Origin of the sequence: Desulfomonile tiedjei (assembly GCA_016212925.1) — a bacterium.
GTDB lineage: Bacteria > Desulfobacterota > Desulfomonilia > Desulfomonilales > Desulfomonilaceae > JACRDF01.
Window position 1 is genome coordinate 1 of record JACRDF010000027.1, and the last position, 22987, is coordinate 22987.

At 52.7% G+C, this 22987-nt stretch carries 26 protein-coding genes; 10 read left to right on the top strand and 16 right to left on the bottom strand.

Going from position 1 to position 22987, the window contains the following annotated elements; translation table 11 throughout:
• A partial coding sequence (locus HY913_12230; protein MBI4964037.1) for a transposase occupies nt 1-123 on the top strand: 123 nt, incomplete at its 5' end.
• Between the two features lie 439 nt (nt 124-562).
• Here HY913_12230 and lon read toward each other — a convergent pair.
• Nucleotides 563-2599, bottom strand: a complete 2037-nt coding sequence (gene lon, locus HY913_12235; protein ID MBI4964038.1) for an endopeptidase La — start codon at nt 2597-2599, stop codon at nt 563-565.
• Between the two features lie 474 nt (nt 2600-3073).
• Between lon and HY913_12240 the strand changes: the two genes are divergently transcribed.
• The 5 genes from HY913_12240 to HY913_12260 all read left to right on the top strand — a co-directional run bounded on the left by HY913_12240 (nt 3074) and on the right by HY913_12260 (nt 6556).
• Nucleotides 3074-3253 carry a hypothetical protein gene (locus HY913_12240; GenBank protein ID MBI4964039.1) on the top strand — a complete coding sequence of 60 codons (180 nt, stop codon included), beginning with the start codon at nt 3074-3076 and terminating at the stop codon, nt 3251-3253.
• A gap of 94 nt (nt 3254-3347) precedes the next feature.
• Entirely contained in the window at nt 3348-3665 is a 318-nt protein-coding gene (locus HY913_12245; GenBank protein MBI4964040.1) for a hypothetical protein, read from the top strand.
• Between the two features lie 36 nt (nt 3666-3701).
• Complete coding sequence (locus tag HY913_12250) at nt 3702-4778, top strand: sulfite exporter TauE/SafE family protein (GenBank protein MBI4964041.1); 1077 nt, start codon at nt 3702-3704, stop codon at nt 4776-4778.
• Nucleotides 4771-5622 carry a universal stress protein gene (locus tag HY913_12255; protein MBI4964042.1) on the top strand — a complete coding sequence of 284 codons (852 nt, stop codon included), beginning with the start codon at nt 4771-4773 and terminating at the stop codon, nt 5620-5622. Before HY913_12250 ends, HY913_12255 begins: the two co-directional genes overlap by 8 nt.
• Before the next feature lie 76 nt (nt 5623-5698).
• Nucleotides 5699-6556, top strand: a complete 858-nt coding sequence (locus HY913_12260) for a universal stress protein (protein MBI4964043.1) — start codon at nt 5699-5701, stop codon at nt 6554-6556.
• Nucleotides 6557-6619: 63 nt separating this feature from the next.
• Here HY913_12260 and HY913_12265 read toward each other — a convergent pair whose 3' ends face one another.
• Both HY913_12265 and HY913_12270 read right to left on the bottom strand, forming a co-directional pair.
• Nucleotides 6620-7981 carry a sigma-54-dependent Fis family transcriptional regulator gene (locus HY913_12265; protein MBI4964044.1) on the bottom strand — a complete coding sequence of 454 codons (1362 nt, stop codon included), beginning with the start codon at nt 7979-7981 and terminating at the stop codon, nt 6620-6622.
• The gene (locus HY913_12270; protein ID MBI4964045.1) at nt 7978-9408 is read right to left on the bottom strand and encodes a HAMP domain-containing protein; all 1431 of its coding nucleotides are present in this window, start codon (nt 9406-9408) and stop codon (nt 7978-7980) included. The genes HY913_12265 and HY913_12270 overlap by 4 nt, the downstream gene beginning before the upstream one ends.
• Before the next feature lie 652 nt (nt 9409-10060).
• Between HY913_12270 and HY913_12275 the strand changes: the two genes are divergently transcribed.
• Nucleotides 10061-10756, top strand: coding sequence for a universal stress protein (locus HY913_12275; GenBank protein MBI4964046.1), 696 nt, complete (start codon nt 10061-10063; stop codon nt 10754-10756).
• Nucleotides 10757-10949: 193 nt separating this feature from the next.
• On the opposite strand, the gene HY913_12280 is transcribed toward HY913_12275, so the two are convergent.
• Nucleotides 10950-11219, bottom strand: coding sequence for a hypothetical protein (locus HY913_12280; protein MBI4964047.1), 270 nt, complete (start codon nt 11217-11219; stop codon nt 10950-10952).
• 205 nt (nt 11220-11424) lie between these two features.
• Nucleotides 11425-12069, bottom strand: a complete 645-nt coding sequence (locus tag HY913_12285; protein ID MBI4964048.1) for a carbonic anhydrase — start codon at nt 12067-12069, stop codon at nt 11425-11427.
• Between the two features lie 658 nt (nt 12070-12727).
• Here HY913_12285 and HY913_12290 point away from each other — a divergent pair.
• Genes HY913_12290 through HY913_12300 form a run of 3 tightly spaced genes read left to right on the top strand, consistent with a single transcriptional unit; the run spans nt 12728 to nt 13812 of the window.
• A complete protein-coding gene (locus tag HY913_12290; protein ID MBI4964049.1) occupies nt 12728-12949 on the top strand; it encodes an addiction module protein in 222 nt (73 codons plus the stop codon).
• Nucleotides 12950-12985: 36 nt separating this feature from the next.
• Nucleotides 12986-13300, top strand: coding sequence for an antibiotic biosynthesis monooxygenase (locus HY913_12295; GenBank protein ID MBI4964050.1), 315 nt, complete (start codon nt 12986-12988; stop codon nt 13298-13300).
• A 44-nt stretch (nt 13301-13344) separates the two neighbouring features.
• Nucleotides 13345-13812 carry a hypothetical protein gene (locus HY913_12300; protein MBI4964051.1) on the top strand — a complete coding sequence of 156 codons (468 nt, stop codon included), beginning with the start codon at nt 13345-13347 and terminating at the stop codon, nt 13810-13812.
• A gap of 144 nt (nt 13813-13956) precedes the next feature.
• Here HY913_12300 and HY913_12305 read toward each other — a convergent pair whose 3' ends face one another.
• From HY913_12305 to HY913_12355, 11 genes are all read right to left on the bottom strand, one after another.
• Nucleotides 13957-15801, bottom strand: a complete 1845-nt coding sequence (locus HY913_12305) for a hypothetical protein (protein ID MBI4964052.1) — start codon at nt 15799-15801, stop codon at nt 13957-13959.
• 152 nt (nt 15802-15953) lie between these two features.
• Entirely contained in the window at nt 15954-17006 is a 1053-nt protein-coding gene (arsB, locus tag HY913_12310) for an ACR3 family arsenite efflux transporter (GenBank protein MBI4964053.1), read from the bottom strand.
• A 79-nt stretch (nt 17007-17085) separates the two neighbouring features.
• On the bottom strand, nt 17086-17610 hold the full coding sequence (locus tag HY913_12315) for a Fe-S cluster protein (protein ID MBI4964054.1): 525 nt from the start codon (nt 17608-17610) through the stop codon (nt 17086-17088).
• A 92-nt stretch (nt 17611-17702) separates the two neighbouring features.
• Entirely contained in the window at nt 17703-18407 is a 705-nt protein-coding gene (locus HY913_12320; GenBank protein MBI4964055.1) for a DUF1573 domain-containing protein, read from the bottom strand.
• A gap of 21 nt (nt 18408-18428) precedes the next feature.
• Nucleotides 18429-18725 carry a hypothetical protein gene (locus tag HY913_12325; protein MBI4964056.1) on the bottom strand — a complete coding sequence of 99 codons (297 nt, stop codon included), beginning with the start codon at nt 18723-18725 and terminating at the stop codon, nt 18429-18431.
• A gap of 27 nt (nt 18726-18752) precedes the next feature.
• Nucleotides 18753-19640 (bottom strand): cytochrome C, encoded by an 888-nt coding sequence (locus HY913_12330; protein MBI4964057.1) that lies wholly within the window; start codon nt 19638-19640, stop codon nt 18753-18755.
• Between the two features lie 22 nt (nt 19641-19662).
• Nucleotides 19663-20175, bottom strand: coding sequence for a thioredoxin family protein (locus HY913_12335; GenBank protein ID MBI4964058.1), 513 nt, complete (start codon nt 20173-20175; stop codon nt 19663-19665).
• A 26-nt stretch (nt 20176-20201) separates the two neighbouring features.
• A complete protein-coding gene (locus HY913_12340) occupies nt 20202-20912 on the bottom strand; it encodes a hypothetical protein (GenBank protein MBI4964059.1) in 711 nt (236 codons plus the stop codon).
• An 85-nt stretch (nt 20913-20997) separates the two neighbouring features.
• On the bottom strand, nt 20998-21483 hold the full coding sequence (locus HY913_12345) for a thioredoxin family protein (GenBank protein ID MBI4964060.1): 486 nt from the start codon (nt 21481-21483) through the stop codon (nt 20998-21000).
• Nucleotides 21484-21565: 82 nt separating this feature from the next.
• Nucleotides 21566-22597 carry a sulfurtransferase gene (locus HY913_12350; protein ID MBI4964061.1) on the bottom strand — a complete coding sequence of 344 codons (1032 nt, stop codon included), beginning with the start codon at nt 22595-22597 and terminating at the stop codon, nt 21566-21568.
• 80 nt (nt 22598-22677) lie between these two features.
• Nucleotides 22678-22911: a TM0996/MTH895 family glutaredoxin-like protein gene (locus HY913_12355; protein MBI4964062.1), complete on the bottom strand. Its 234-nt coding sequence runs from the start codon at nt 22909-22911 to the stop codon at nt 22678-22680.
• Nucleotides 22912-22987 lie beyond the last annotated feature (76 nt).

The window sequence follows — 22987 nt, forward strand, 5'->3', positions numbered from 1 at the left end:
GAAGAAGAGTTCAAAAAGGAACTCGAACAGTACATCTACTACTACAACAACCTAAGACCGCATCAAGCCCTAGGGGGGAAAACTCCCCTAGAATTCCTCGAGTCTTGTCCACGAATTACTTGACACGTACAGCAATGACAACGGTCGGGAATGTTGTATTTTTTATGGCGAATCGGTATAACCGCGATGCCTCGAACAGGCGGGGTCAGAAGCTCTGTCCTAGTCCTTCGTTCGCGCAGGTGGGACTCATTACTCGGGTGCAACCACAGGCTTGTCCTAAAGTGATTCTCAAAAGTCTTCGCGCTATGACGCCACACTGGTGCCTGGGGCAACGGCGGCCAATAGGCCGCCCTACGGGGAATCACAGCAAGCCTTGGACTACAAACGTAGGGCGGCCTATTGGCCGCCGCAAATTACAAGGGGGCGGGTCAAGATGAAGCCGGCAGAGGCATCCGCTAGCCAATTCGTGATTACCTTCGAGAATAGGTATAGTCCCCGTTTCGCGGGGTTCCCCGGCATGCATCCTCTTGCTTTCATCCGGGGAACCCCCGATCGTTGTCACCTAGGCATCGGGCTTGGCAGAAGACGCTCCATGAGGCAGTAGCACCAGCTCCACCAGCCCCGCGATATCCTCGGACATTATTATTTTCAGACCTTCTTTAGCTTGGTCAGGCACGTCGGCTATGTCCGCCTCGTTTTTGCCGGGAAATACCACAACCCTGACCCCGGCCCTTTGCGCAGCCAGCACCTTTTCTCGAATGCCGCTTACAGGCAAAACACGCCCGCTTAAAGTGATCTCGCCGCTGAGCGCCACGTCGCGGCGAGCCGGCCGCCTGGTAAGCAGCGAAATGAGGGCCAAAGCGATTGTTACCCCCGCGGAAGGACCGTCTTTGGGTATGGCCCCGGCAGGAATATGCACGTGGATGTCACTGTTGGAAAAAAAATCAGGATCGATCTCAAAACGATCTGCATGGCCTCGAATGTAACTTAGCGCAGTCTGAGCCGATTCCCTGAGCACATCGCCCAAGGAGCCCGTCAGGATTAGCTGTTGGCTCCCCTTCATGCGGCTTGCTTCAACAAAAATAATTTCACCACCGAATTCCGTCCAAACCAGGCCGGTAACTACCCCGATTTGATTGTCGGCCTCGGCGACTTCATGACGGAATTTCCGCGGTCCCAGGAAATGAGCGACCAGCTTTTCATCCACGCTGACAGGGCAGGATGCGGCCCCCTGTTTCAACTGAATCAAAGCCAACTTTCTGCAGACGTTTGCAATCTCCCGCTCCAGGTTGCGCAACCCGGCTTCTGCGGTGTAATCCCTTATAATCCTGGTCACGGCTTCATCCGTGAAAGTTATGCCCTGATCGTGCAATCCGCTCTCTCTCAGTTGGCGAGGTATCAGGTAGTCTGCTGCAATCCGGCTCTTCTCCGCTTCCGTGTACCCCGGAAAATTAATAATTTCCAGCCGGTCGAGCAGCGCTGCGGGAAGACTCTGTACCATGTTGGCGGTTGCGATGAACATTACGGCTGACAGATCAAACGGAACATCGAGGTAATGGTCGGTAAAATACCGGTTCTGCTCCGGGTCCAGTATCTCAAGGAGTACCGACGCGGGATCGCCTCTGAAATCCTGGCCGATCTTGTCGATCTCATCCAACATGAAAACCGGATTCCTTAGAGACAGTTTTCTGATTTCACTGATTATGCGCCCAGGCATGGCTCCCACGTAGGTCCTTCGGTGGCCGCGCAGTTCCGCTTCGTCTCTGAGACCTGCGAGCGAGAACCGAGCGAATTTCCGTTCCATAGCTTCGGCAATGGCCTGTCCGATGGAAGTCTTGCCGGTGCCGGGGGGACCGGCGAAACATAGAATGGGTCCTCTGGTAAACAGAGCATGCCGTTTCTTCTCAAGGACCTTGTTGACCGTCGAGCGCAGCTCATCCAGCTTGAAAGGTTTGGTAAGGTAGTAAGCAGCGCCTTTTGTAAGCGCATCCACGGCTGAGTCCACCGTGGCGTAGCCCGTGACCATGATAATTGCGGTACTAGGAGACAGTTGCTTAATAGATTCCAAGAGCTGCATCCCATCCACTTTTTCCATTTTCAAATCTGTAACGATGAGATCGAACTGCTCCTTTTTCACCTGCTCCAGCGCCTCAGCTCCGTTGCCTGCTGTGGAGACCTGGTACCCCTCCTTGCGCATGATGTGTTCGATGTTGGCGCGGGATATTTCTTCGTCATCGACCACCAGGACTCTGAATTGCCTCATATTCCTCAATGCTCGAACGGCAAGATACTCCAGCACTCGCTGTTTTGCGTGGCGCAACCCGTAGTGGTGCCGGTCCAATATTTGTTCCGCCCTGTTCAGGTCCAAGTTGTCGTCGGTGTGGCGATTCCAGGGAAGAGAAATCAGATAGTCAATGTAGTTCAGGCCCACCGCGTACTCCGCAGCAGAAGGGTCTGTCTTTTCGAGGCGTTCCAGCTCTTTTACGGCCACAGCAGCGACGTTTTCAGGGAGCCGAGCCTCATCAATCGACGCCCTCAGATCGATAAGCTCCTGAGGCATTGAGGGCCTCTCTTCCTGTTGTTTTCGGAAAAAAGCCATGGTCCTGAACTCCTGGTCGATCGAGACGGTAAACGCGGCAACTTACGGGTCCCTTTCTTGAGCTTTCCCGCCTATTCCTGCATAAGGGTTTCGGACCGAATTATAGAGCTAAGGAGCAGGAACAGCAACCTAGACTTCCGACAGCATCTGCTCCATTTCGTCGTGATAGCGCGTATCGTGCCAAATGCCGTTCCCACCAGCGCGTCCCCCTCTTGCCGCACTCTTATTCGTTGCGACACGCAACACTTTGTTAGCGTGGTGTAATGACTATTATGTACCGTAAATCACTGAACATTGTCGTATTTTAATCTCTTGTGTTACCAAATGCAACAGCCCGATCGACGGTTTCCATGATGGCTCACGCGAATTTCTTCCATCATTTATATACCCTATCGTCATTTCATGCAGCTGGCACGGAACTTGACTACTAAACAGGTGAAGGACAAGGAGTCCACACTTCACAGGAGTAGTCTGATGAAAAGCTGGAGAAAGAAGCTGGAGGCCATGGCAGCGGCGGTGGCTTTTGCTGAAGCAGGTGAGTGGCAAACGGCCCGCACAGTGCTGGAAGAAGCTGACCGTCTAAGGGGCCGGAAAGAGCCGGAGCTGAAGAAAGCACCTCGCCCCAGGGTCCGTGAGCAATCTTACCGCCTCTAAACACCGGTACGCGTCGATCCTCACAAAAATACGTGCCTCAGCAAGAGCGGACATTTTTTCCCACGTCATAGTTGTTATCTTAAGGAGTCAGAATATGAGTAGGGCTCAGAGCCATAAACGGACGAAACTTATAGCGCAGACGTTGATCTACGCTGCAATCACGGCAGTTTTGTACGCCGCGGCTTTCTACAAACCGGATGCCGTGGCGGAATACTTTGCCAGGGGCGGCTATTATGCGGTCTTTCCGATAGCGACGGTATTTGTCTTCTCCTTCGCGCACGGGGCATTCGCCAGCAATCTCTGGTCGGTGCTGGGAGTCCACGCGGAGATCAAGCAAGCGGCCGAGCGGCCTGAAGTCACAGCTCCGAGGCCTGCCCAAAGACCCCGTCCGCGCTTGCGTATGAGCCTGTAAGAAAAGTTCAATACGATTACTTGATAGGAGAAGAGCATGCACGATTTAGCGTTGGAAGGAGCCAAATTCATCGACCTTACCTGGGTCAATGTGGCCTTCCTGTTTACAGTGGGATTTGTCGGAGGTCTCGTCAGCGGCTTCATCGGATCAGGCGGAGCGTTTGTTTTGACCCCGGGAATGATGAGCCTCGGGGTCCCGGCTGCTGTTGCCGTAGCGAGCAACATGTGTCACAAGTTCCCGAAAGCCATGGTTGGCGCGTACAAAAGGTTTAAATACGGACAAGTGGACCTGAAACTGGGCATCGTCATGGCCGCTTCGGCCACGGTAGGCGTTCAGGCAGGTATAAAAATACAAGAGATGATCCTTGCCCGATGGGGAGAAGCCGGATCAAACCTGTACGTCAGCTTGTCATTTGTGGCGGTGTTGGTTGTGGTCGGCGGGTACGTGTTCTGGGACGCGCAAAAGGCCTCCAAGTCAGGGGGCGAAGAAATAGTGCCGGCCCTGGCCAAGAAACTTCAACACATTAATCTTCCCCCCATGATCTATTTTAAAACGGCCGGTGTGAGGATCTCCTTGTGGTTCACCGTTCCGGTAGGTTTTGCCACGGGTTTGCTTGCGGCCACTATAGCCGTGGGCGGATTCGTCGGAGTGCCGGGGATGATCTATGTGGTCGGCGCTTCGGGGTTGGTATCATCGGCCTCGGAGCTGGTAATAGCCTTCATCATGGGATTCGGTGGAACCGTAAAGTGGGCGGTGCACGGCATGGTGGACATCAGGCTCACTTTGATCATTCTTGCCGGGTCTCTTCTTGGTGTTCAGTTAGGGGCCATAGGAACCACTTATGTGAAAGAGCACATGATCAAAATGGTCATGGGTACCATCATGCTCATAGTGGCAATCAGTCGAGCGCTGGCGGTGCCGGAATACTTGACCCAATTGGGCCTTATGTCCATGGAAAAGTCGACTTTGACCGTCCTCAACGTGGTCAGCTTCGCAACTATGTGTCTAGGGCTGGCCGTAGGGGCTTTCATAATCCTGGGGAGCATGGTGAAGGCCAAAAGAGCGACCTACGCGGCGACCCCACCGACTGTGGAAAATTATGAGCATGTTTAGCCGGATAATCGTGGCGGTTGACGGCTCTGAATCATCTTATCATGCCTTGAGGCAAGCCTGCCGGCTTGCTCGTGCCGAGGGAGGCGCCATCAGAGTGATAGCGGTGACGCCTCCGTACGAAGGGGAACTTCGACTTGTTGGAGTTCGGCAGCACGTGGCGGAAATGGTAAGCGAGCCTTACAAAAAGGCCCTCGCCAAGTCGGTTGAGATAGCCGACTCTCTTGGGATTTCAGTTCAGACCGTTCTTGAACAGGGCGAACCTCACGAGCAAATTGTCAATGCCGCCGAGTCCCTGGGATGCGATTTGATAGTCGTGGGTGTCAGAGGATGCAACCCGGCGGAGAAGCTGCTGATGGGGAGCATGACGGCAAGAGTCATAGGGTGCAGCCACATTGATGTCCTGGTGGTCCCTGGAGACAAACAAATCGCGACGGACAGCATCCTTGTGGCGGTTGACGGCTCCGAGTTCGGCAAAGTCGCGGCGAAACGAGCATTCGATTTGCAGAAATCCTATGGAAGCAGAGTTCTGGTCATATCCGTGGCAGATGTTCCCGAACACCTTTACGGGTTGGACGCCGGTGTAGCTCAGGGAATGATTGACAGGGCTCGCAAGAACCTGGAAGATGTTGGAAAGGAAGCTGATTCAGTTGCAGCCAAGGCCGAAATGCTATTGCACGAAGGCGACCCTGCAAGAATAATTACTGAAATCGCTACGAAGATGACCGTGGGAATGGTCATCGTGGGATCACACGGGCACACTCGTTTCAAGCGCCTTCTCATGGGAAGCGTTACAGAGCGCGTTATTGGCAATGCCCCGTGTCCAATATTGATAACAAGAAACTGACAACCGACAGAGTGCGTACAGTTAATATGTGGGATGCCGGCAGTCCTTTTTGTTCTTTGATCAGCAGGAGAATAAGATGAAAGTTCTGGTCGGAATTGACAAGAGCCAGGAGTCACACATTGCCTTGGCATATGCGTGTCATCTGCTCGAACACTTTAATGCCGCGGTTCGCGCACTTTACGTCAAGCCGGATGAGGCACAAATCGCGGCGGAGAGTTTTTACGCCCCCTTTTTCGCAAAAGACGGCCTGGAAAACTGGATAGACTCCGAGGCGCTTCAAATACAAAAAGAGGCTCTGGAACAGTGTGAATATTGCCTGGCGGGAAAAGTGCCATGCCACCCGACCATCGATACGGGTGACCCGGTAGATAAGATACTGGAATACGCCTACGAGGGCGATTACGACATGATCGTCCTTGGGTCCCATGGGCGTTCCTCGCTCAGAGGCTTCTTGTTGGGTACGGTCCATTCCAAGATCCTCCACCACGCGAAAAGGCCTGTGTTGATCGTGCGCGACTTCCGCGAGATCAACCGCGTGTTGGTGGCTTACAGAGGAACTAATTGCGATCAAGCTGCCTTGAAGTTCATTGCCCCGCTTTTTGCCAGAAAAAAACCCCCGATTACAATCCTGCATGTCCAGGAAGCCGGCCGCGGCGAGACCGATGAAGCCGCCCAAGCCTGCCTCCTGAACGGGGGTGAGACTTTGAAAGAGTTCGGCCACGTGCCGGTCACCAAGACAGTCAAAGGTGAATTTGTAGAGGAAGTTCTGAAGGAGGCCAGGGGGTCGCTTTACGATTTGATAGTTCTCGGGGCCTACGGGCACAAAAGGCCAAAGATCCTGCAACTGATAAGCGATGAGGCACTGAACCTCGTCCGGTCCACGACTAGGCCCGTGCTTGTATTCAGAGACAACGGCTCAAGCGAGGAAGAATAGCGCGCAATTGGTGGACAGATTGCCAGACAGCCCATTGAGGGAAGGAACTTCTCCCTGCGGGGCCTATTCCAATCCGTAGCGCTTGATCTTTCGCCACAATGAAACTCTGTCTATACCGAGTGTGTCCGCTGCGGCGGTCTTGTTTCCTCCGGTTTCTTCCAAAACCTGTTTGATGTAACGTATTTCCTGCTCCTCAAGAGTCGGCAGGCCCCCGTCTTTGCGCCTGAATGTGGTAATTCTGAAATCCTTTATGTCATCCGGTAGATGCCTCGGTTCGATCACATCGTCGGTAGCCAGGGCTATGCCGCGTTCGATGATGTTCTCCAGCTCTCTCACGTTTCCGGGGAAATCGTAGTGTTTCAGGATCTCGGAGACTTCTCGCGACAAGGTCGGTGTAGTCCGCCGCATGAGTTTGGAGTGCTTCTCCAGAAAGAATTGTGCCAGCAGCGGTATGTCGCTTTTGCGCATCGCGAGAGGAGGGAGATCCAGAGACACCACGTTGAGCCTGTAATACAGGTCTTTGCGGAATTCGTTAGCGTGGATGGCTTCGTAGATATTGCGGTTCGTCGCGGCGATGAACCGAACGTCCACGGTGATGGTAGCGGTCCCTCCAACTTTCATGAGCTGCCTCTCCTGGATGACCCTGAGAAGTTTCGCCTGCATGTTGGTGGACATCTCCGTGATTTCATCCAGGAACAAGGTGCCTCGGCTTGCCAGCTCGATGATTCCCGGCTTGCCGACTACTGCTCCCGTGTACGCCCCTTTCTCATGTCCGAACAGTTCGTTGGATAGCAATTCCTCGTTGAAGGTCCCGCAATTGACAGCCATCAGAGGCCCGTCGCCGCGGCGGCTGTGTTCGTGGACGAACCTGGCCAGCAGCTCCTTGCCGGTACCGGATTCTCCGGTAATGAGAACGTTACAGTCCGTCGGCGCGATTTGTTTCGCGGTTTCCAAGATCCTCATCAGGGCCGGATCTTTCGTGATAATCTTAACCTGTCCTGCTTCTTGAAACCGTTTCAAATCCTGCTTCAACTGCACATTTTCTTGCCTTAAGCGGATCTTTTCCAGTGCTTCGGCCACGATCTTGCGCACCGCGTCTATTCGGTAGGGCTTTGACACGTAGTGATAAGCCCCTTTCTTCATTGCTTCGATTGCAGAATCCACCGTTGCATAACCCGTTATCATTATCACTTCACAGTGTGGGTGGCTCTGGCGGCATTCTTCGAGAATTCTCATGCCGTCAACTTTTTCCATCTTCAGGTCGGTGAGCACCACGTCGAAGCGATCGTTTTTTAGAATATTCAGCCCTTTGGGGCCTGTGTCCGCTGTAACGATCTCATATCCCTGTTTCTTGAGTATATGGTCCAGGTTCATGAGGGCCATTTCTTCATCGTCGATTATGAGTATTCTTGGCGGGTTGTTCATGCGGCAGACTCCGAGGTCGGTATGTTGACCAAGAAGGTGGTTCCTTTTCCCTGCGCGCTTTCCACTCGAATCGTGCCTTTATGTCTGACGACTATGTCATGGGCGATGAAGAGACCCAATCCGGTTCCCTTGCCCACGTCCTTGGTAGTGAAAAATGGGTCGAATATTCTGGGAAGGTCCTCCTCGGCAATCCCTTTGCCGGTATCCTTTATTCGTACGCTCACCATGCCGTCTTTGGCGGCCAAGACCCTGACCTTGACCGTTCCTTCGCCTTCGATGGCCTGAACAGCGTTCAAGATCAAATTCATGAAAACCTGCTCCAGCCTCTGCCGGTCGGCATCGACCCACACCTTTTCGTCCGCCTGGGTTTCAACGAGTACTCCCGCGGGGATTTGCGCTTGGAGGAGGCTGACTGTCTTGTCTACGAGCTGTTTGAGGTTCGAGCGCTCTTTGTTGAACTCCTTGCTTCTTGAGAACTCCAGAAGGTTCAAAACAATGTTGCGTGCCTTTTCAACCTGTTCCAGCACTTTTTTCAGAAGGCTTCTCTGCCATTCCCGGTCCGCTTCGTCCAGCTCTTCCAAGAGGATTTCGCACGAGGACGAGATGTTGGAGAGCGGATTGTTCACCTCATGGGCAACTCCGGCGAGCATGGTTCCAAGCGCGGCAAGCTTCTTGGACTGGACGAGTTGCTCTTCGCGGTCTCTCAGTTGAACCGCCATCCTGTTAAAGGAATGGAAGATGTCACGGATTTCCTTTTCGGGGGGCAGACTTTCAATAGGCTCAAAATCGCCTCTGGCTATCTTTTCAGTGCTGTTCTCCAGTAGTTTCAAGGGCTTGGTAACCTTCACCAAGAGGAAGCTCCCCACCGCCGCAAGTCCGATCCCAACCACGGCAAAGCCCAGCCAAAGAAGCTGCACGGTGGTGCTCATCGTCTGCTTGATGGAATCCCGTTTTCGTTTGGCCACGGTTTCAGAAAACTGTGCGATCGAAGATCCTGTCGTTCTTATCTTCGTCTCGTATCCCGATCGAGCTTCGGGAGGGCATGTCGCTTCACCGGCAAGATTCGAGCATTCCTGCAACAGGCGTTGGTAATCATCCAACTCTCGGGCAAACTCCGAGGTCATTTCCGGAGACGAAAGTCCAATGATTTTGTTAACGTTTTTGGCCAACAGGCCCTTGACTCTCTCCAGATGGTAAAGAGCCGTGCGGAGGGATTGGCTATCTCCGTATAGAAAGAAGTTCTTTTCAAAGCGGCGCATTTCAAGGACAGACTCCTCCAGTTTGCTGACGTCTTCGAGGTAGCCGATTTTGTCTTCCAACAGGCGCATAAAGTAATAGCTGCCGGTTATCGCGGCTGCCATCAAAAGATAGACGGCCGCGACGCCGATGATCACCTTGTGCCTGATGCTGAAACGGGTCGCTCGCATAAACGTTCCTGGTTTGAAAAGGGCACTGAGTCGGTCGTGAAACTGACTCGGACTCTCGTAGGAGCAATTTCCGTTCCAAACGGGAGTTTTTTTCTAAGGAGGAAGCGGCAAGCAAGCGTCATCGCATCCTGCGCGTGGTCTCCGGGATTTAGCGCCGTCATTTTTTTTTCGTCCCTTAGGCGGTCTTGTCAAAAGTGACGTTACACAACGCAACGTATTGCAGTTATTTTGTCATCTTCAGCATGGGATTACAATGAATTCGCTCTTCCATGCAGGAAAACCCGAGAGTTGCACTATGCAACAGACCCCACGAGATACAGCCTGACGGAAGCGTCGAAATGTTTGTTGGACATGGGGCTATTGTTGTCTGACTGAAACAACTATTCGACGTCCATTAAAAATCGGCAACTGCTCGTTTTACGTGTTTGTTGCAAAACGCATCACATTGTCTCCCATGCAACGGGCTGCTAACTAGCCTATTAACTTTGACTATTTCCAACATGCACATCGCTCCGTCTCTATCTGCAACAGATCCCAGGCTCGCCGTTTTAGGCAATGCCGCTCATACCCCGCTGAATCAACGAGTTAGTCGGTTAATGTAAAGTTGGCATGGAATTTGTTCAGATGTTTGTGCATTGGTAAGGAGGTCGCGATGAAGCGTACGAAGCGTAAAATCACAGCGCTGCTGAATGCAATAACTTTCGCGGAAGCCGGAGACCATGAAACTGCAAGAGAGTATCTTCAGGAACTGTCTGAATCGGCAGAAGGCGAGCCAGGAGAGATTCGCACCGGCGCCTCTGCACAGGTGCATAAAAAGGGCCTCAGCGAGAAGGTTCGAGATCACATGGCCGCTGTGGCGTTTGCGGAAGCGGGTGAGACCCGCGTGGCAGAGAGTATGGTCCATGCCGAGCCAAAGCCGCAATCAGTGCTTTTAGTTATCGATGGCGACGCTCCGGACTCGAATGCCATTGGTTACGCGGTAAGCCTGTGCAAAAGGATGAGCCTGGAGATGGAAATCCTTCACGTCATAGCCGGACCCAAGAAGAAGAGCCGCTCCGGGTCGTCCGGTCCGGCCGATGAGCGAGCCGCGGAAAGAATCCAGGAACTATCAAAGCAAATGGAACGTGAGGGTATTCCGTTCAAGACCGCAATTCGTACCGGCGATGCCAACCAACTGCTGTACGACTACGCGAATCGGCACAAGGAAGTGTTTTTGGTAATCTATGACTCACCCAGGGCAAGAGGAAATTCAGCAGAAGGGAAGGTCTGGCAAAGAATAGTTGACGGCATTTCCCGCAGACTCTCAATCCCTTTGGTCACGGTAATGGGCAAACAATCGTCAGCTTAGCCGTTATGAGTGAGTTGATAAAGAATATGTGCCTCCCGTGAATCAAAGCCTCCAGTCTCACCTACGCCGCTGTCACAGCTATAAACAGCTTGCACGGAAACATCCCGCAATATAGCTCCAGCGGACATGATGCAAAAGTTTTTGGAGAGGGGCGTGGGGAGGACCTTTTTTCAAAAAGGTCCTCCCCACACTCTTAAATAGCCCCTGGTTGCACGTCCGGGAATTTTAGGCCTCGGAACTGGCCGTTGGTCAATCGGAAGCATACGGATCGAGGCTTTCCCTTTTCCAGTCCCAGTTCCTTAAGCTTTTCGTCGATCCATTTCCAGGCATCGGCCATAGTGTCAAGGGCCTTTTCAGGCGCAGGGATTGTTCTAATTTCGCCGTCATCCCATGCGAAGGTGACCGCGCCGGGTTTCATGCTGTTTAGAATATCTTCACTCCACGGGGCTTCTTTTTCCGACATGCTGTTTGCTCCTTGGGTATCCGCGGGGACGTGGCCGTGTCAACTCCGTTGCGAAAAGAAATTGTCTCAGGCCCCCTTTAAAGAACTCCATATCTCGCCTCTGGGTAGCTTCCACCGGCAGCGGAAGCGGCCCAAAGGCCATGATATAGAAGTTTTTGGAGAGGGGTGTGGGGAGGAACCTTTTTACAAAAAGGTTCTCCCCGCATCATTCCCCTCCCAACAGGCGGTCCTGTTGCGGGTGTTTTCCCATCCACGTGACCTTCCCGTCTCTGATGTCGTAGTACGCGGCGACAACTTCCACAGAGCCTTCCTTCACTGCGTGTTTTATCGCAAGGCTGTGGCGGAACAGGTCTTCGATGGTCTGCCAGACGTTCGCGTGCGCGGCTTCTTCTACCAGGGCCTTTCCTGTCAGGGCAGGATGGTCGTTTTTGGTCTTTGCGACTGCCGGTGATATCTTCTTGGCAAGTTCCGCGATGCTTCCGTGCACCTCGTGATTTTCCGCTACCGCAGTCACTGCTCCGCACTGCGAATGGCCCATGACAATTACGAGAGGAACGCCCAGGTGTTCGATGGCATACTCTATGGAACCCATTTCACTAACGCCCGCGACATTCCCTGCCACTCGTACCACGAATAAGTCCCCGATTCCTCGATCAAAAAGAATCTCAGGGGGAACTCTGGAGTCGGTGCACGTAATGATCCCGGCTACGGGATGTTGTCCCTTTTCGCTGGTCTCGAATCGTCTTTCCGCTTGCTGGTTTGGCCGTTGGGGCCAGCCCATGGCAAACCGGGAATTTCCCTCCTGCAGGAGCGTGATAGCTTCCTGTGCCGACACACTTCGCTGAGCCATATGTCCCCCTCGAGTCCGCAAATGAGAATTCCCGAGAGTTTACTATTTTCCGTCACAAGAGCGCATCAGGAAAATGAACAAGACCGGACCGTATGTGGCTTGGGGTTACTTCGGATCTAAGCAACACGGCCAATCTTTCACTTACGTGGAGGAGAGGAGAATCTGAGCCCCGAAGGGGCGTACCAAACGTAGCCACGGGTGTAAGAAACCGTCTCAAAAACCTGACAGTGGGGAGAATCTCCTGTAGGGGCGCTTCGAGAAGCGCCCTGATTTCGGGCGGTTCACGAACCGCCCCTACCGACGGCGCCGTGAGATCTTTGATTCTGGGACAGTTTCGTAAGCCCGTGGAACAGGGGTGCTCCCATAATCTTTCGTCCCCGACCCCGAAGGGGTCAAGAGACATGCAACGATTCGAGGAAGATGCGGTGACCCCTCCGGGGTCTCTTAGGCCGTCGATGTGCCCTTTTCCGTGGGCTTACACCCACGGCTACTGTTGGGTTGCCCCGTCAGGGCATGGATGGTATTCCGTCCTACGTGAAGATTACCGACATCGAAAAATCATCCTTGACATAATGAAAATGCCAAGTAAACATAAAGCGTTAAAGCACAGGCGACAGCGCCTCATTGAGTGAGGCATAAACCGGCAAGGGGATGAACCATGCGCGTGAGCGATATTCCTGAAATTGACCGACCAAGTACACCGGAGAAGATCCTGTTGGTTGAAGATCTATGGGACAGCATCGCAGCTAACGAATCCAGTGTGCCTGTACCCCAGAGCCACATCGATGAATTGGACAGGCGTATCAAGGGCTACAAGTCTCATCAGAGCAACCTCTTGTCTCTAGGGAAACTCCGCGGCCGGATAGAGAACCGGAAATAAAGTATGCAACCAATAAAAAGCAGGGTTTGATCCATCATGATATCGAGGCATTGGAAAGGCGTTGCCAAGCCCGGCCAAGCTGACAATTATATTCACCATCTCAAGACCGACACGTTTCCGAAGCTGTTAGGAATTGACGGGTTCGTCAAAGCATCCATCCTGACAAGGCCGGTGGAGCAAGGCACGGAGTTTCTGATCGTAACGGAGTGGGAGTCGATTGAGGCCATTAAGGCTTTTGCAGGCGAGAAAGCAGACGTTGCGGTGGTTCCCCAAGTGGTTCAGGACATGATGGTTGATTATGACAGGCAGGTCAGGCATTACGAGATTACAGAAACATACACGCGCGAGTAACACCTGCACGAACTGCGGGATTGATCTACCTCTAGAGGCGCACTATGGCTGGTTTAGTCATCAATGCTGAGGACTTGATCATGGCTCTGGAGGGCAGTGGGCCGGATCTTCGCCACTATCTGGATCTTCAAACCGGTGAGATAGATTATCTTCTATCAGAGGATTATGGAGATATGGAGGATGACCTCCTAGAAAAAGTTGAGAGCGATCCGGAACGCTACGTCCTAATTGACCGTTTGCCTTCGCATGTCGGCTGGGAAGTAATGAGTGACTTTGTGGAGAGCTTGCGGCCCGGCAAGATCCGAGACCGACTAGCGAGGGCGATTGAAGGCAGGAGTCCATTTCGCAGGTTCAAGGATGTGTTGTTTGACTATCCGGATACACGAGACGCATGGTTTGCTTTTGAAAAGAAGGGCTATATGGAACTTGCTCGTGATTGGCTGAAACGCGAAGGAATCGAAGCGGATTTGAAGCCTCTTCGCGGAGGGGATACACAACGAGAGAACGCCTGAGGGGAGAGGCAGGGGACTATGCCCGAAAAGCCGTTCCTACTTCACGCGTATTCTAATCATCGAACTATTTCTTTCTGAATTTCAGGGCCACATTGACAAGACTAATCGGCACGGAGACTTCCTAAAAGGCGAAGTTCCTGTGCCTTAACGATGTACGCTCCAGGAACGCAGTCTTATCTTGCGAACATCAGACTTGATCGGCTGATAACGTAAATAGCGGGCTTGGACCGGCTCCGCGGCGTAATGCTCGTATCCGGGCCACCAGGAGAAATCGTCCAAATCCTTGTTAGTTCCATGTATCCATGGATTCCAAGTTTCACCGTCCGATGAAATATCCACGGCCCATTCTGCGGGAACCGAGTCATCATCCCACACCAGCCGGAGTCGGCTCAGCGTAAACTCTCGACCCAAGTCCAAGACTATTGCCAGCTTCTCCGCGGCTGGCACCTCTTTCGAGGAATACACCGCGGGCCCAGGAAAACCAATTAACATATTCTTGGGCTCATTCTCCGGATCATCGGCCGGTGGGGCGTACACAACCTTCGCTCTGTGGCCCACATTCCAGAAGAAGCTGTTTTTGTCCCGTTCGATTTTGTCTCCTTCGGTCAGGGCTCTTTCGAAGAAATGCTCTTTGATGATATTGGCAAGCTCCTTCGCTATGAGGTAATTCGCCCCGGCAGTAAGGTGACACCAATCAGTAAAGACCCATTCGGAAGTGTCATCAAAATAGTTAGCAAAATCAGCGAGGAGATATTGCCTCGTCCGTGCACTCTGGTTGACGCGGTCAATCATGAACCTGTAGAGTTCGTCCGATGGCACGTCGTAGTATTGCTTGTGCTCCTCAAGGGATTCCACCTTCTTTTCCCATTCATGTCGGGGCTTCTTGCTGAGATAAAGAAGTGGCTGTAGGGCAACGATGTGAGGAACCTTGTCGTTTTTCAGGACGCTGTGATAATCTTCGACAACCCGGACCACAGCGGCAACACGCTCGGCCATCATTTGTGATCTTTCTTCCTCAGTTAACTCCGGATTGGGATCTTTTGCATCTTGGCCTGGAACGGCACCTCGGTGGGTTCTCATCTCGCCCGCCATGGTGAGAAACGGATCAGCCCCGTTCCAGATGAGAGTCATGAGGAATGTATTGTTCTTGAGCCACAAGGTGAGGTACGAAGCCAATCCCTGGCGTTCGTAAGCAAAGATCTGCCGCAGAATGCCGTTGTACTGACCTTCGCGGAAATAGTTCCAATCCTTTGTCGGAGCGCTTAATGGAAGCAGTTCGTTGGCCCCATCTAGCGACACCACAAGGTCAGGTTTGTACTGGCGGAGTTTGGTCACATATCTGAAGAGGAGGTGCTGATACGAATATCCCCAAACCGCCGTGTTGTAGACTCGGATTTTCTTTCCCGGAACTGGCGCCGTGGCATTGAGAATTTTCTCCAGCGCGTGTGAAATGGTTTCTCTATGCTCTAAGTAGTAGAAATTCGTGAGGGGGGCAGCCTGCCCGGAAGCGCCGAGACCAAAAGCGGTCGATCCGCCAGTGAGAAAAATCCTGAATTCATCGTCGGGTTTTTTCAGGGAAATGGGCCGAGGGTCGCGAAAGCCCGCGTTATTCGTATATTCGTAGCGGTTCCCCTTCGGCTGGTTTTGCATGATGCACACCCCCGGGGTGAGATCATAATCATAATGGGACACGGGCTCGGTGAGATCCCGTTTGACCATGGGAAAGTTTTCCGTGTAGATGTGGGCAAGATGGGTCTTCTTGAGAGCCAATTCCGAAAGCTTGTCCAGTCCCACGAAGATAAGCACGACAACGGCAATTAAGAACGCGATATAGGCAATTTTCTTGGTTGAGTACCACAGAAGTCGTCCAACTCTTCTGAATACTCTCCGGATGAAAGTGTCGGGAGTTCCGGAGCTGCTGTTTGGCTGGGCATTCACAGCCTCAACTGCAACCGGTTCCTCTGAAGAAACCGGATCTTTTTTCGACATCTATTCTCCCCTTCACCGTTGTTCATCGCCTTTCTGCCACTGGTCATTGTAATCTTGACCCGATGCCCACGATCCGATCCTTCTCCTCCGGCCCGATTATAATTTCATTTGGAGACTGTCGACGCGGGGGCTGAACCCGGTTCATCCAATGATTAGACAGCCGGCTGCCTGAAATATTTTTCTCTAAACCTGAGGGCCACGTTCACCAAGCTTATCAGCACAGGGACTTCCAAAAGCGGCCCAATAACGGTTGCAAAAGCCTGATTGGAAGAAATGCCAAAGATCGCAATTGCTACTGCTATGGCAAGCTCGAAATCATTGCTCGCAGCAGTGAACGACACCGCTGTTGCCTGCCCGTAATTAGCCCCAAGTCTATGGGCCACAAAAAAAGTGCTCAACCACATTATGAAAAAGTAACAGACCAGAGGAATAGCTATCAGGACCACATGCCACGGCAGCTCTATGATTACTTCGCCCTTCAATGAAAACATGACAACAATGGTGAACAGAAGCGCAATCAGCGTAATTGGGCTTATCCTGGGAAGAAAAGCAGTTTCATACCAGCCTTTGCCTTTAGCGCTTATCAGACTGAAGCGAGTCACTATCCCGGCGATAAAGGGTATCCCCAGGTATATGAACACGGTTTTCGCCGCTTCCAACATTGAGATATCTACGTTGACACCTTTGGCCAGCCCGAGCCAGGATAAGAAAACGGTTATGAAAACAAACATGTACACGGCGTAGAACAACACCTGAAACACTGCGTTGAAGGCCACTAGGCCAACTGCCAGCTCTCTGTCGCCTTCGGCAAGCTCGTTCCAAACTATTACCATCGCGATGCACCGTGCGAGTCCGACCAGAATCACGCCAATCATGTATTCCGGGTAATTGTGGAGGAATATTACAGCCAAGACGAACATGACCACAGGTCCGATTATCCAGTTCTGCAGCAGCGATACGGCCAGAAGACTCTTGTGGCTGAAGACCTTTCCCATTTCCTCGTATTTTACCTTGGCCAGAGGGGGATACATCATCAGTATCAAGCCGGCTGCAATGGGAACCGAAGTGGTCCCTACCTGAAGCCCTGCGATGAACGCGGTGACCGCGGGCGCGAGATATCCGATGCCGATGCCTACCGCAATAGCCACAAATATCCAGAGCGTAAGAAATCGATCCAGGAATGAGAGCTGCTTCTGAGCCGTCATAACGTTGGCCTTTCTCTCGATATGGAATCAACAGACCTCGAAGTATTTTCACGAGGGGAGCCGGGAAAGACGGTCCCCTTCAGATGTCAAAGCGAAATTGGCCGAGGTATTCCTGAAGCCGCAATCTGCCTTCCTCGTCGAGCGCGGGGCAGTCGTCGGCGCCTTTTATCCCTTCGGCCGCTCGCAAGGCAAAGACCATGCAGGTAGGTTCGTTGCATTTTTTGCAATTGGTCCGCGGCAGGAGTTTCAAAATCTGAATCATCTGCGGCGCGGGTTCGGCTTCAAAAGTGGGTTCGATTTCGCCCCGTCTTTCCCAGGCCTCGTTTATCTCCTTTTTCAACCATTCAAGTATGCGGTCCGCCTCTGTTTCGTCTTTCAGAGCATTGATAAATATTTCCCGGGCATGAACCGCAATGAGCTTTCCGTGGACGCTCAGTCTCAGTGAAGGAGGGGACTTCACGTAGTCGCCGCCTCCAAGCGTGGTGTTGAGGTAAGGTAGGACTTCGCCGATATCATCCCCAAGGTGCGCGACGCAGTGCACCGACTGAAAGTTGGGGTTGCATTTCGGCCGGAAGAACTCTCGTGTGAATTCGTTGAGCAACATGAGCCACCTCCCTATTTCAGACGCACTGCTGCACTTTTCTGAATGCTACCGGGTTTTCGGATCTGAGATTGCTGCTTGGATGCAAGAGATGTTCATTTCCGCTTCCCTATCTGGATCAGGTATCTCAACTCGATCTCCTTTTCTGTCGGATGATCGGTCTCGAGTATGATCTTGCCCAGAAAAAAGGGCCGCGGAACGTCAGGGTTCAAGGTCAACAGAATGTTGAACGTCGCGGTCTGTCCCGGATCGAGGACCACTTTGTTCGGTTGCAAGGCGGCTTGGAGGTTCTTGTCTTCGACCCGCAGGGCTGTAATGTTTCTGGCCGCTTTAGAAGAGTTGGTCACTTTGATTGGCAAAGACAAATGCTCTTCGAAGCTGTCAAGTTTCCGCGTTATGGTGGACTGGTCCGTATCCAGTTCTCGGATCACCTCGGCCTTGATGGTGAGCTTGACTTCCGGCTTGTTGAGATCGTTGGATCGCACGGAAACGTGGTGCTGTTTGGTGCCTGATTTGAGTCCGCTGGTATCGAAGGAAGCGGTGATTTCGCTGGAGCCGTTCGGCGGCACTTCGCGTGCCCCTGTCAGCATTTTCGTGCATCCGCAATCCGCTTCAATGCTCTTAATCACCAAGGTCTCATCGCCCTTGTTGGTGAAGACGAACCGCGCTTGGGCGGTACCGCCCGAGAGGACTTTCCCGCAATCCTGAATCGGGGCCTCAAAATGAATTCTCGGTCCTGTTGCCGCCGAGGCCGACGTTGCCAAGGCCAAAAGCACTATCAAAGGCCAAAACCATTTCATCGCTCTGTCTGTCCTTCCATCTTATTTCTTCGCACCGAGACTCACTTTCCTTACCACCTCGTGAATGGGATACACATTGCCAGGTCGAGGCCTGTAGCTAAGGTTTACCTCAATTATGGCATCTGTGACGCCCGGCGGCAACTGCACCTCAATACTTTCCTCTTTGGGGGCAAACGGTTGAATGCTTGTGTCTCTTATTAGGCCCAATTTGTTTTCAGGGCCTAGGACTGTCTGTGTCGAGCGGGAATCGGTTGCCTGGGTCGCGTAGATTCTCGAAGTTTGAAAAAACTTCTTGCCATCGGAACTGTTGGCGGTCACATCCAGGACCACCTGAGTCTTGGACGGTCAACCGTCTGGGATACGGTGTCCAGCCTTGCTGGTGATCTTGGTCTTCACCACGACCATCGGAAAGAATTTTTCCTCCGTTGGATGAAAGGTGTATGCCAAGGTTTGAACTTCCATAGGCAATGACTCGCGCAACCGAGCGGACAGCTCCTCTCTTTGGTTAAAATCCGGCGGCATGTAGTGGTCGCCATTCTTCATGTGACATTCCTGGCAGGTTTGCGAGCCGCCTGATGGAATGTAGGCGTGGAGATAACTGCCGTAAAGTGTGGCGCACTGAACAGGCATCGCAGAGTCCAAAACAGGGCCTAGCCCGTGGCACTGACCGCACATTAGCGAGTCCTTGAGAAGTGGACTCTTCTTTACAGGGTAGCCCTTATGTTCAGGCAGGTCCTTGTTGCCGTAGACGGTACTCTTCTCAGGTAGGCCGTGGACAACGGCCTTTTCGTTGTGGCACACCAGACAGGTTATGTTCAGATTCCGTACGGTAGCCTTATCGTCGCTAAGCATGGCCCTGGCTATCTCTCCGGCCACGGCATCCGTCGCATACTTCATTTGCGGGAGATGACACTTGAAGCAAGGAAAATCGCTCTTGATGGCCTTCTCGGCAGGCATCTCCGGCGTGGATATCCTCTTGAGGTATGGGGTCAACAGCATCGGACCATCCATGCCCATCAAGGGCCTGGCGTGGTGAGATTTCTCCCATTGGCCATAGATTTTCTCGTGGCATTCCTTGCAAGTGGAGGAGTCGAACATGGCTACTAATTCATTAACTGTGGAAGCCTGCTCCGAAGCCGCCCGAACAGCGGAACTATAGACCAGCGTCAAGAAAACGACGGACAAGCCTAATGCCCATTTCAAGCCAATTCTCCGACGGCGGAACAAAGTCATAGGTGATCCTCAAACGCTTGCGTTAGGCGAGGGTGGTGTTGGGATCAGTCAGCTCAGCCAGCCAGGTCCTGATCTTCTTCGGGGATGGAACCGTGCCCATGGCCATTATCTTCCCGTTGATCGCCAGCGCCGGCGTTCGGACAAGTCCGTAACTAGCCATTTCTTTGATGTCCGTCACATGTTCCAGAGCTGCCGGCAGCTTCATCTCGTTCAACACCTGCATCACTATTTGCTCCAGGTGGTTGCATTGTGAACAGCCGGGCCCGAGCACGGCCACTCTCACGGGTCCGTCGTGGGGGGCTTCGTACGGTTGGCCGAGGAATTTTCGAAACTCTCTAACAAAGGCTTTGCCGTACTCATTTCTCACGGAACACGGTATGTAGTTGTTTCTGGCCAATCTCTCGATGAGGACATTCCGGATTTCTTCGTCACTAGCGTCGGCATGGGAATGGGCGATTTCCTCAAATGCGCTTTTCAATCCCATGAGTCCTATTTCGTTGTCACCAATCCTTATTCGGCTGTGATCGTCCGCCATCCCAAGACCCCGCTTTGAGCTGTTCGCTAAAATGCAAAACCAAGGCTGGGAAAGATCGCTCCGACACCAATGTACAGGCCCACAACTGCGAGAAGAGCACCGGCAGCTTTCTTTACGACCAAATTCGTCGAGTGCATCCTCTTGGAGCCCAACAGGTGCTTGGCAGCCCCTGCGGAAGTCCCGACAGCCAGGATCAACAAGCAGTGGCCGATCCCGTAGAACAGCATCATGGTCCCGCCAAAGAGCGCTCCTTTCAGAGGGATGACGCTCACTATAAGCAGAAGGGCAGGCCCGGTGCATGGAAGCGACACAAGCCCGAACATGAAACCAAACAAGGCCGCGCCGAGGAATCCTGTATGCTTGGGCAGTTTGTCCTGGGAGATAGGAAGAGGGATATGAAAAATATCCATAAAGTGGAGCCCCATAACGACACAAATGGCAGCCACCACGTAAACCATGAACTCGGATTGCAGGAACGGTGCGGCAGCCATACCAACCGTAAAAAGTATCGCCAACTCCACACTGAATCCGAAAATAAAGACCAGCGTGAAGAGAAATGACTTCCACACGGTCATGTCTTCATCCATGCCCCCGATAAAGCCAATCAGCAGCGGAACCATGACAAGAACACACGGGTTCATAGCTGTGAGCGCCCCACCTACAAACGCTCCTCCTGCGGCAAGCCAGATGCTGCCGGAAGACACCCACTGCTGAACCACTGCAAATATCGATTCCATTCTCCTGCTCCTCTGCTTTTTCTCCGATCCAAGATCTCAGTTGTATTGCTTATCGCGTTGCGCCGAAATGTCTCCTTGCAGTCAACTACCGCCGGGCGGCCCCGGCAGGGAGGGGCGGTTGACCTTGAGGGGTCGCGGCTTGAGGGACCGGAACCTGCGCTGCTCCCGGTTGCCCTGGCGCGGGCACCCCCATTTGGCTGAACAACTGCATTATTTGCTCTCGCTCAAGCGTGCCCTCATTCCTGCGAAACTCCTTGCCGTCGGGTGTGAGAAAAACCTGTGTAGGCATCATTCTGATCCTGAAATCCCTCACCAGGTCCTTATTCGCATCCATGTCAACGGTCATAACAATTGCCTTGCCCGCATAAGCCTTGGACATATCCTCCAGAATCGGCTTCATATACTTGCACGGAATACACCAGCCTCTGCCGAATTCAAGCAGAATCGGCGCGCGCTTGGACAGGAGCGCCTGAAGGTTTATTTTCGGTTCCGCGGCGGAAGCCTGGGAGAGAAGGCCAAACATTGCTATCGCAAGGGCGCAAACAATAAAAAAAGTCACTATTCTTCGCATTTAGAAAAAACCTCCTTCTGTGTGGTCACTGATTACTTGCATTCTTCAATCTTGGCGCCCGAATGCCTGGCACCAGTTACGTTTAGCATCCTTGTTGCGGCACACGCGGGGCCGAGGACGGAGGAGCGGCTTTTACAGGGGGCTCCTGGACCGCGCCTGCTCCCCCTGAACTCGAACCGGCTTCAACCGGATAGTCCTTCCTACTCCACTCAATCCATCCGCCGTCGTAAACCGCCGCTTTGGGAAAGTCCAGTAAACGGGCCCCAAAGTAGAGCACTGTACCGAAGCAGCCGCTTACACAGGAGAAAATCGCATTCTTGTCAGGGGTTATGCCCTCCGAGGCGAACGTCTTCTTGATCTCCTCGGCGGCTTTGAATTCCTTGAAGGTTTCCCCGGTCAGGATTTTCATGAAAAACACGTTGTTGGCATCAGGAATGCGTCCCAGTTTGTCCGAAGCACGGCTCATCTTGGCTCCCGAGTACTCGTCGGGTCTCCTGGAATCTACCACCACAATTCCGAGTTCCTTGAAACTGCCCACATATCCGGCCAACTCATCCCCAGTCATGAGGCGATCGCGCTTCAGATTAACCTTATAAGAAGTCCTATCGAAAAGCGGTACCTCGGATGTCATCGGTCTTTTTTCAGCTGCCCATTTATCGATGCCTCCATCAAGGACGGAAGTTTTTTTGTGCCCGAGAAGTTCCAGGGCCCAGAAAACCCGCGTCGCTGCCGGAAAACGGTCTGACCGGCTCACTAGGACAACATGATGATCAGGCGATATGCCGTTCTCTTCGAGAAACCGTATCAGATCCTTGACCACCAACATCTCTTGGATACCCAACCTCATACCCTTGATCGCATCAGTAGGCATCCGAATGGCATTGGGAATGTGACCTTTAGAATAGAATTCTTCCCCAGGCTCAACATCTTGCCGGTCAAGGATTCTTACGTTTGGATCATTCAAGTGGTCTGCGACCCACTGGGTTGTTACAAGAAGATCTCCGTTGGAATATCCGCCATTTTCAATGGCCGGAGCTGAAGATACCAGAATATGGCAAAAGAACAGAGCCACCAGAATTATTGGAGCAGCCCCAATATGCTGTTTTGTCTCCATATTTCCTCCATTTCACTTGGGTTGCGCAGCCCGTAAGACCGTCGCACTTCAACAAATATGCCTCGCAGAAGGAATTGCTTTCAGTCTGACATCCACTGCAGGACGTCAGCCTCTTTGGGCAGCTTTCCGGCTATTTTGACCTCACCGTCCACAACCAGCGCCGGCGTCATGAACACGCCGTATTGTGCGAACACTTTGATGTCTTCCACTTTGACCACTTGCGCGTCGATTCCCTTGGCCTTCACAAGCCCGCTCACCATGTCGTAGAGCTTGTTGCATTTGGCGCAGCCTACGCCCAGGATTTCCACTTTCATCGAATCCTCCCGTTTATTAGATCGCTTGTTGAGCGACCACTGTGATTTCTGAAATTGAGGAGCGCCACGGTTCCTC

Excerpts from the sequence above, each read along its gene's own strand:
- lon (MBI4964038.1), bottom strand. The coding sequence starts at position 2,599 with ATGGCTTTTTTCCGAAAACAACAGGAAGAGAGGCCCTCAATGCCTCAG.
- HY913_12240 (MBI4964039.1), top strand. The coding sequence starts at position 3,074 with ATGAAAAGCTGGAGAAAGAAGCTGGAGGCCATGGCAGCGGCGGTGGCT.
- HY913_12245 (MBI4964040.1), top strand. The coding sequence starts at position 3,348 with ATGAGTAGGGCTCAGAGCCATAAACGGACGAAACTTATAGCGCAGACG.
- HY913_12250 (MBI4964041.1), top strand. The coding sequence starts at position 3,702 with ATGCACGATTTAGCGTTGGAAGGAGCCAAATTCATCGACCTTACCTGG.
- HY913_12255 (MBI4964042.1), top strand. The coding sequence starts at position 4,771 with ATGTTTAGCCGGATAATCGTGGCGGTTGACGGCTCTGAATCATCTTAT.
- HY913_12260 (MBI4964043.1), top strand. The coding sequence starts at position 5,699 with ATGAAAGTTCTGGTCGGAATTGACAAGAGCCAGGAGTCACACATTGCC.
- HY913_12265 (MBI4964044.1), bottom strand. The coding sequence starts at position 7,981 with ATGAACAACCCGCCAAGAATACTCATAATCGACGATGAAGAAATGGCC.
- HY913_12270 (MBI4964045.1), bottom strand. The coding sequence starts at position 9,408 with ATGCGAGCGACCCGTTTCAGCATCAGGCACAAGGTGATCATCGGCGTC.
- HY913_12275 (MBI4964046.1), top strand. The coding sequence starts at position 10,061 with ATGAAGCGTACGAAGCGTAAAATCACAGCGCTGCTGAATGCAATAACT.
- HY913_12280 (MBI4964047.1), bottom strand. The coding sequence starts at position 11,219 with ATGTCGGAAAAAGAAGCCCCGTGGAGTGAAGATATTCTAAACAGCATG.
- HY913_12285 (MBI4964048.1), bottom strand. The coding sequence starts at position 12,069 with ATGGCTCAGCGAAGTGTGTCGGCACAGGAAGCTATCACGCTCCTGCAG.
- HY913_12290 (MBI4964049.1), top strand. The coding sequence starts at position 12,728 with ATGCGCGTGAGCGATATTCCTGAAATTGACCGACCAAGTACACCGGAG.
- HY913_12295 (MBI4964050.1), top strand. The coding sequence starts at position 12,986 with ATGATATCGAGGCATTGGAAAGGCGTTGCCAAGCCCGGCCAAGCTGAC.
- HY913_12300 (MBI4964051.1), top strand. The coding sequence starts at position 13,345 with ATGGCTGGTTTAGTCATCAATGCTGAGGACTTGATCATGGCTCTGGAG.
- HY913_12305 (MBI4964052.1), bottom strand. The coding sequence starts at position 15,801 with ATGTCGAAAAAAGATCCGGTTTCTTCAGAGGAACCGGTTGCAGTTGAG.
- arsB (MBI4964053.1), bottom strand. The coding sequence starts at position 17,006 with ATGACGGCTCAGAAGCAGCTCTCATTCCTGGATCGATTTCTTACGCTC.
- HY913_12315 (MBI4964054.1), bottom strand. The coding sequence starts at position 17,610 with ATGTTGCTCAACGAATTCACACGAGAGTTCTTCCGGCCGAAATGCAAC.
- HY913_12320 (MBI4964055.1), bottom strand. The coding sequence starts at position 18,407 with ATGAAATGGTTTTGGCCTTTGATAGTGCTTTTGGCCTTGGCAACGTCG.
- HY913_12330 (MBI4964057.1), bottom strand. The coding sequence starts at position 19,640 with ATGACTTTGTTCCGCCGTCGGAGAATTGGCTTGAAATGGGCATTAGGC.
- HY913_12335 (MBI4964058.1), bottom strand. The coding sequence starts at position 20,175 with ATGGCGGACGATCACAGCCGAATAAGGATTGGTGACAACGAAATAGGA.
- HY913_12340 (MBI4964059.1), bottom strand. The coding sequence starts at position 20,912 with ATGGAATCGATATTTGCAGTGGTTCAGCAGTGGGTGTCTTCCGGCAGC.
- HY913_12345 (MBI4964060.1), bottom strand. The coding sequence starts at position 21,483 with ATGCGAAGAATAGTGACTTTTTTTATTGTTTGCGCCCTTGCGATAGCA.
- HY913_12350 (MBI4964061.1), bottom strand. The coding sequence starts at position 22,597 with ATGGAGACAAAACAGCATATTGGGGCTGCTCCAATAATTCTGGTGGCT.
- HY913_12355 (MBI4964062.1), bottom strand. The coding sequence starts at position 22,911 with ATGAAAGTGGAAATCCTGGGCGTAGGCTGCGCCAAATGCAACAAGCTC.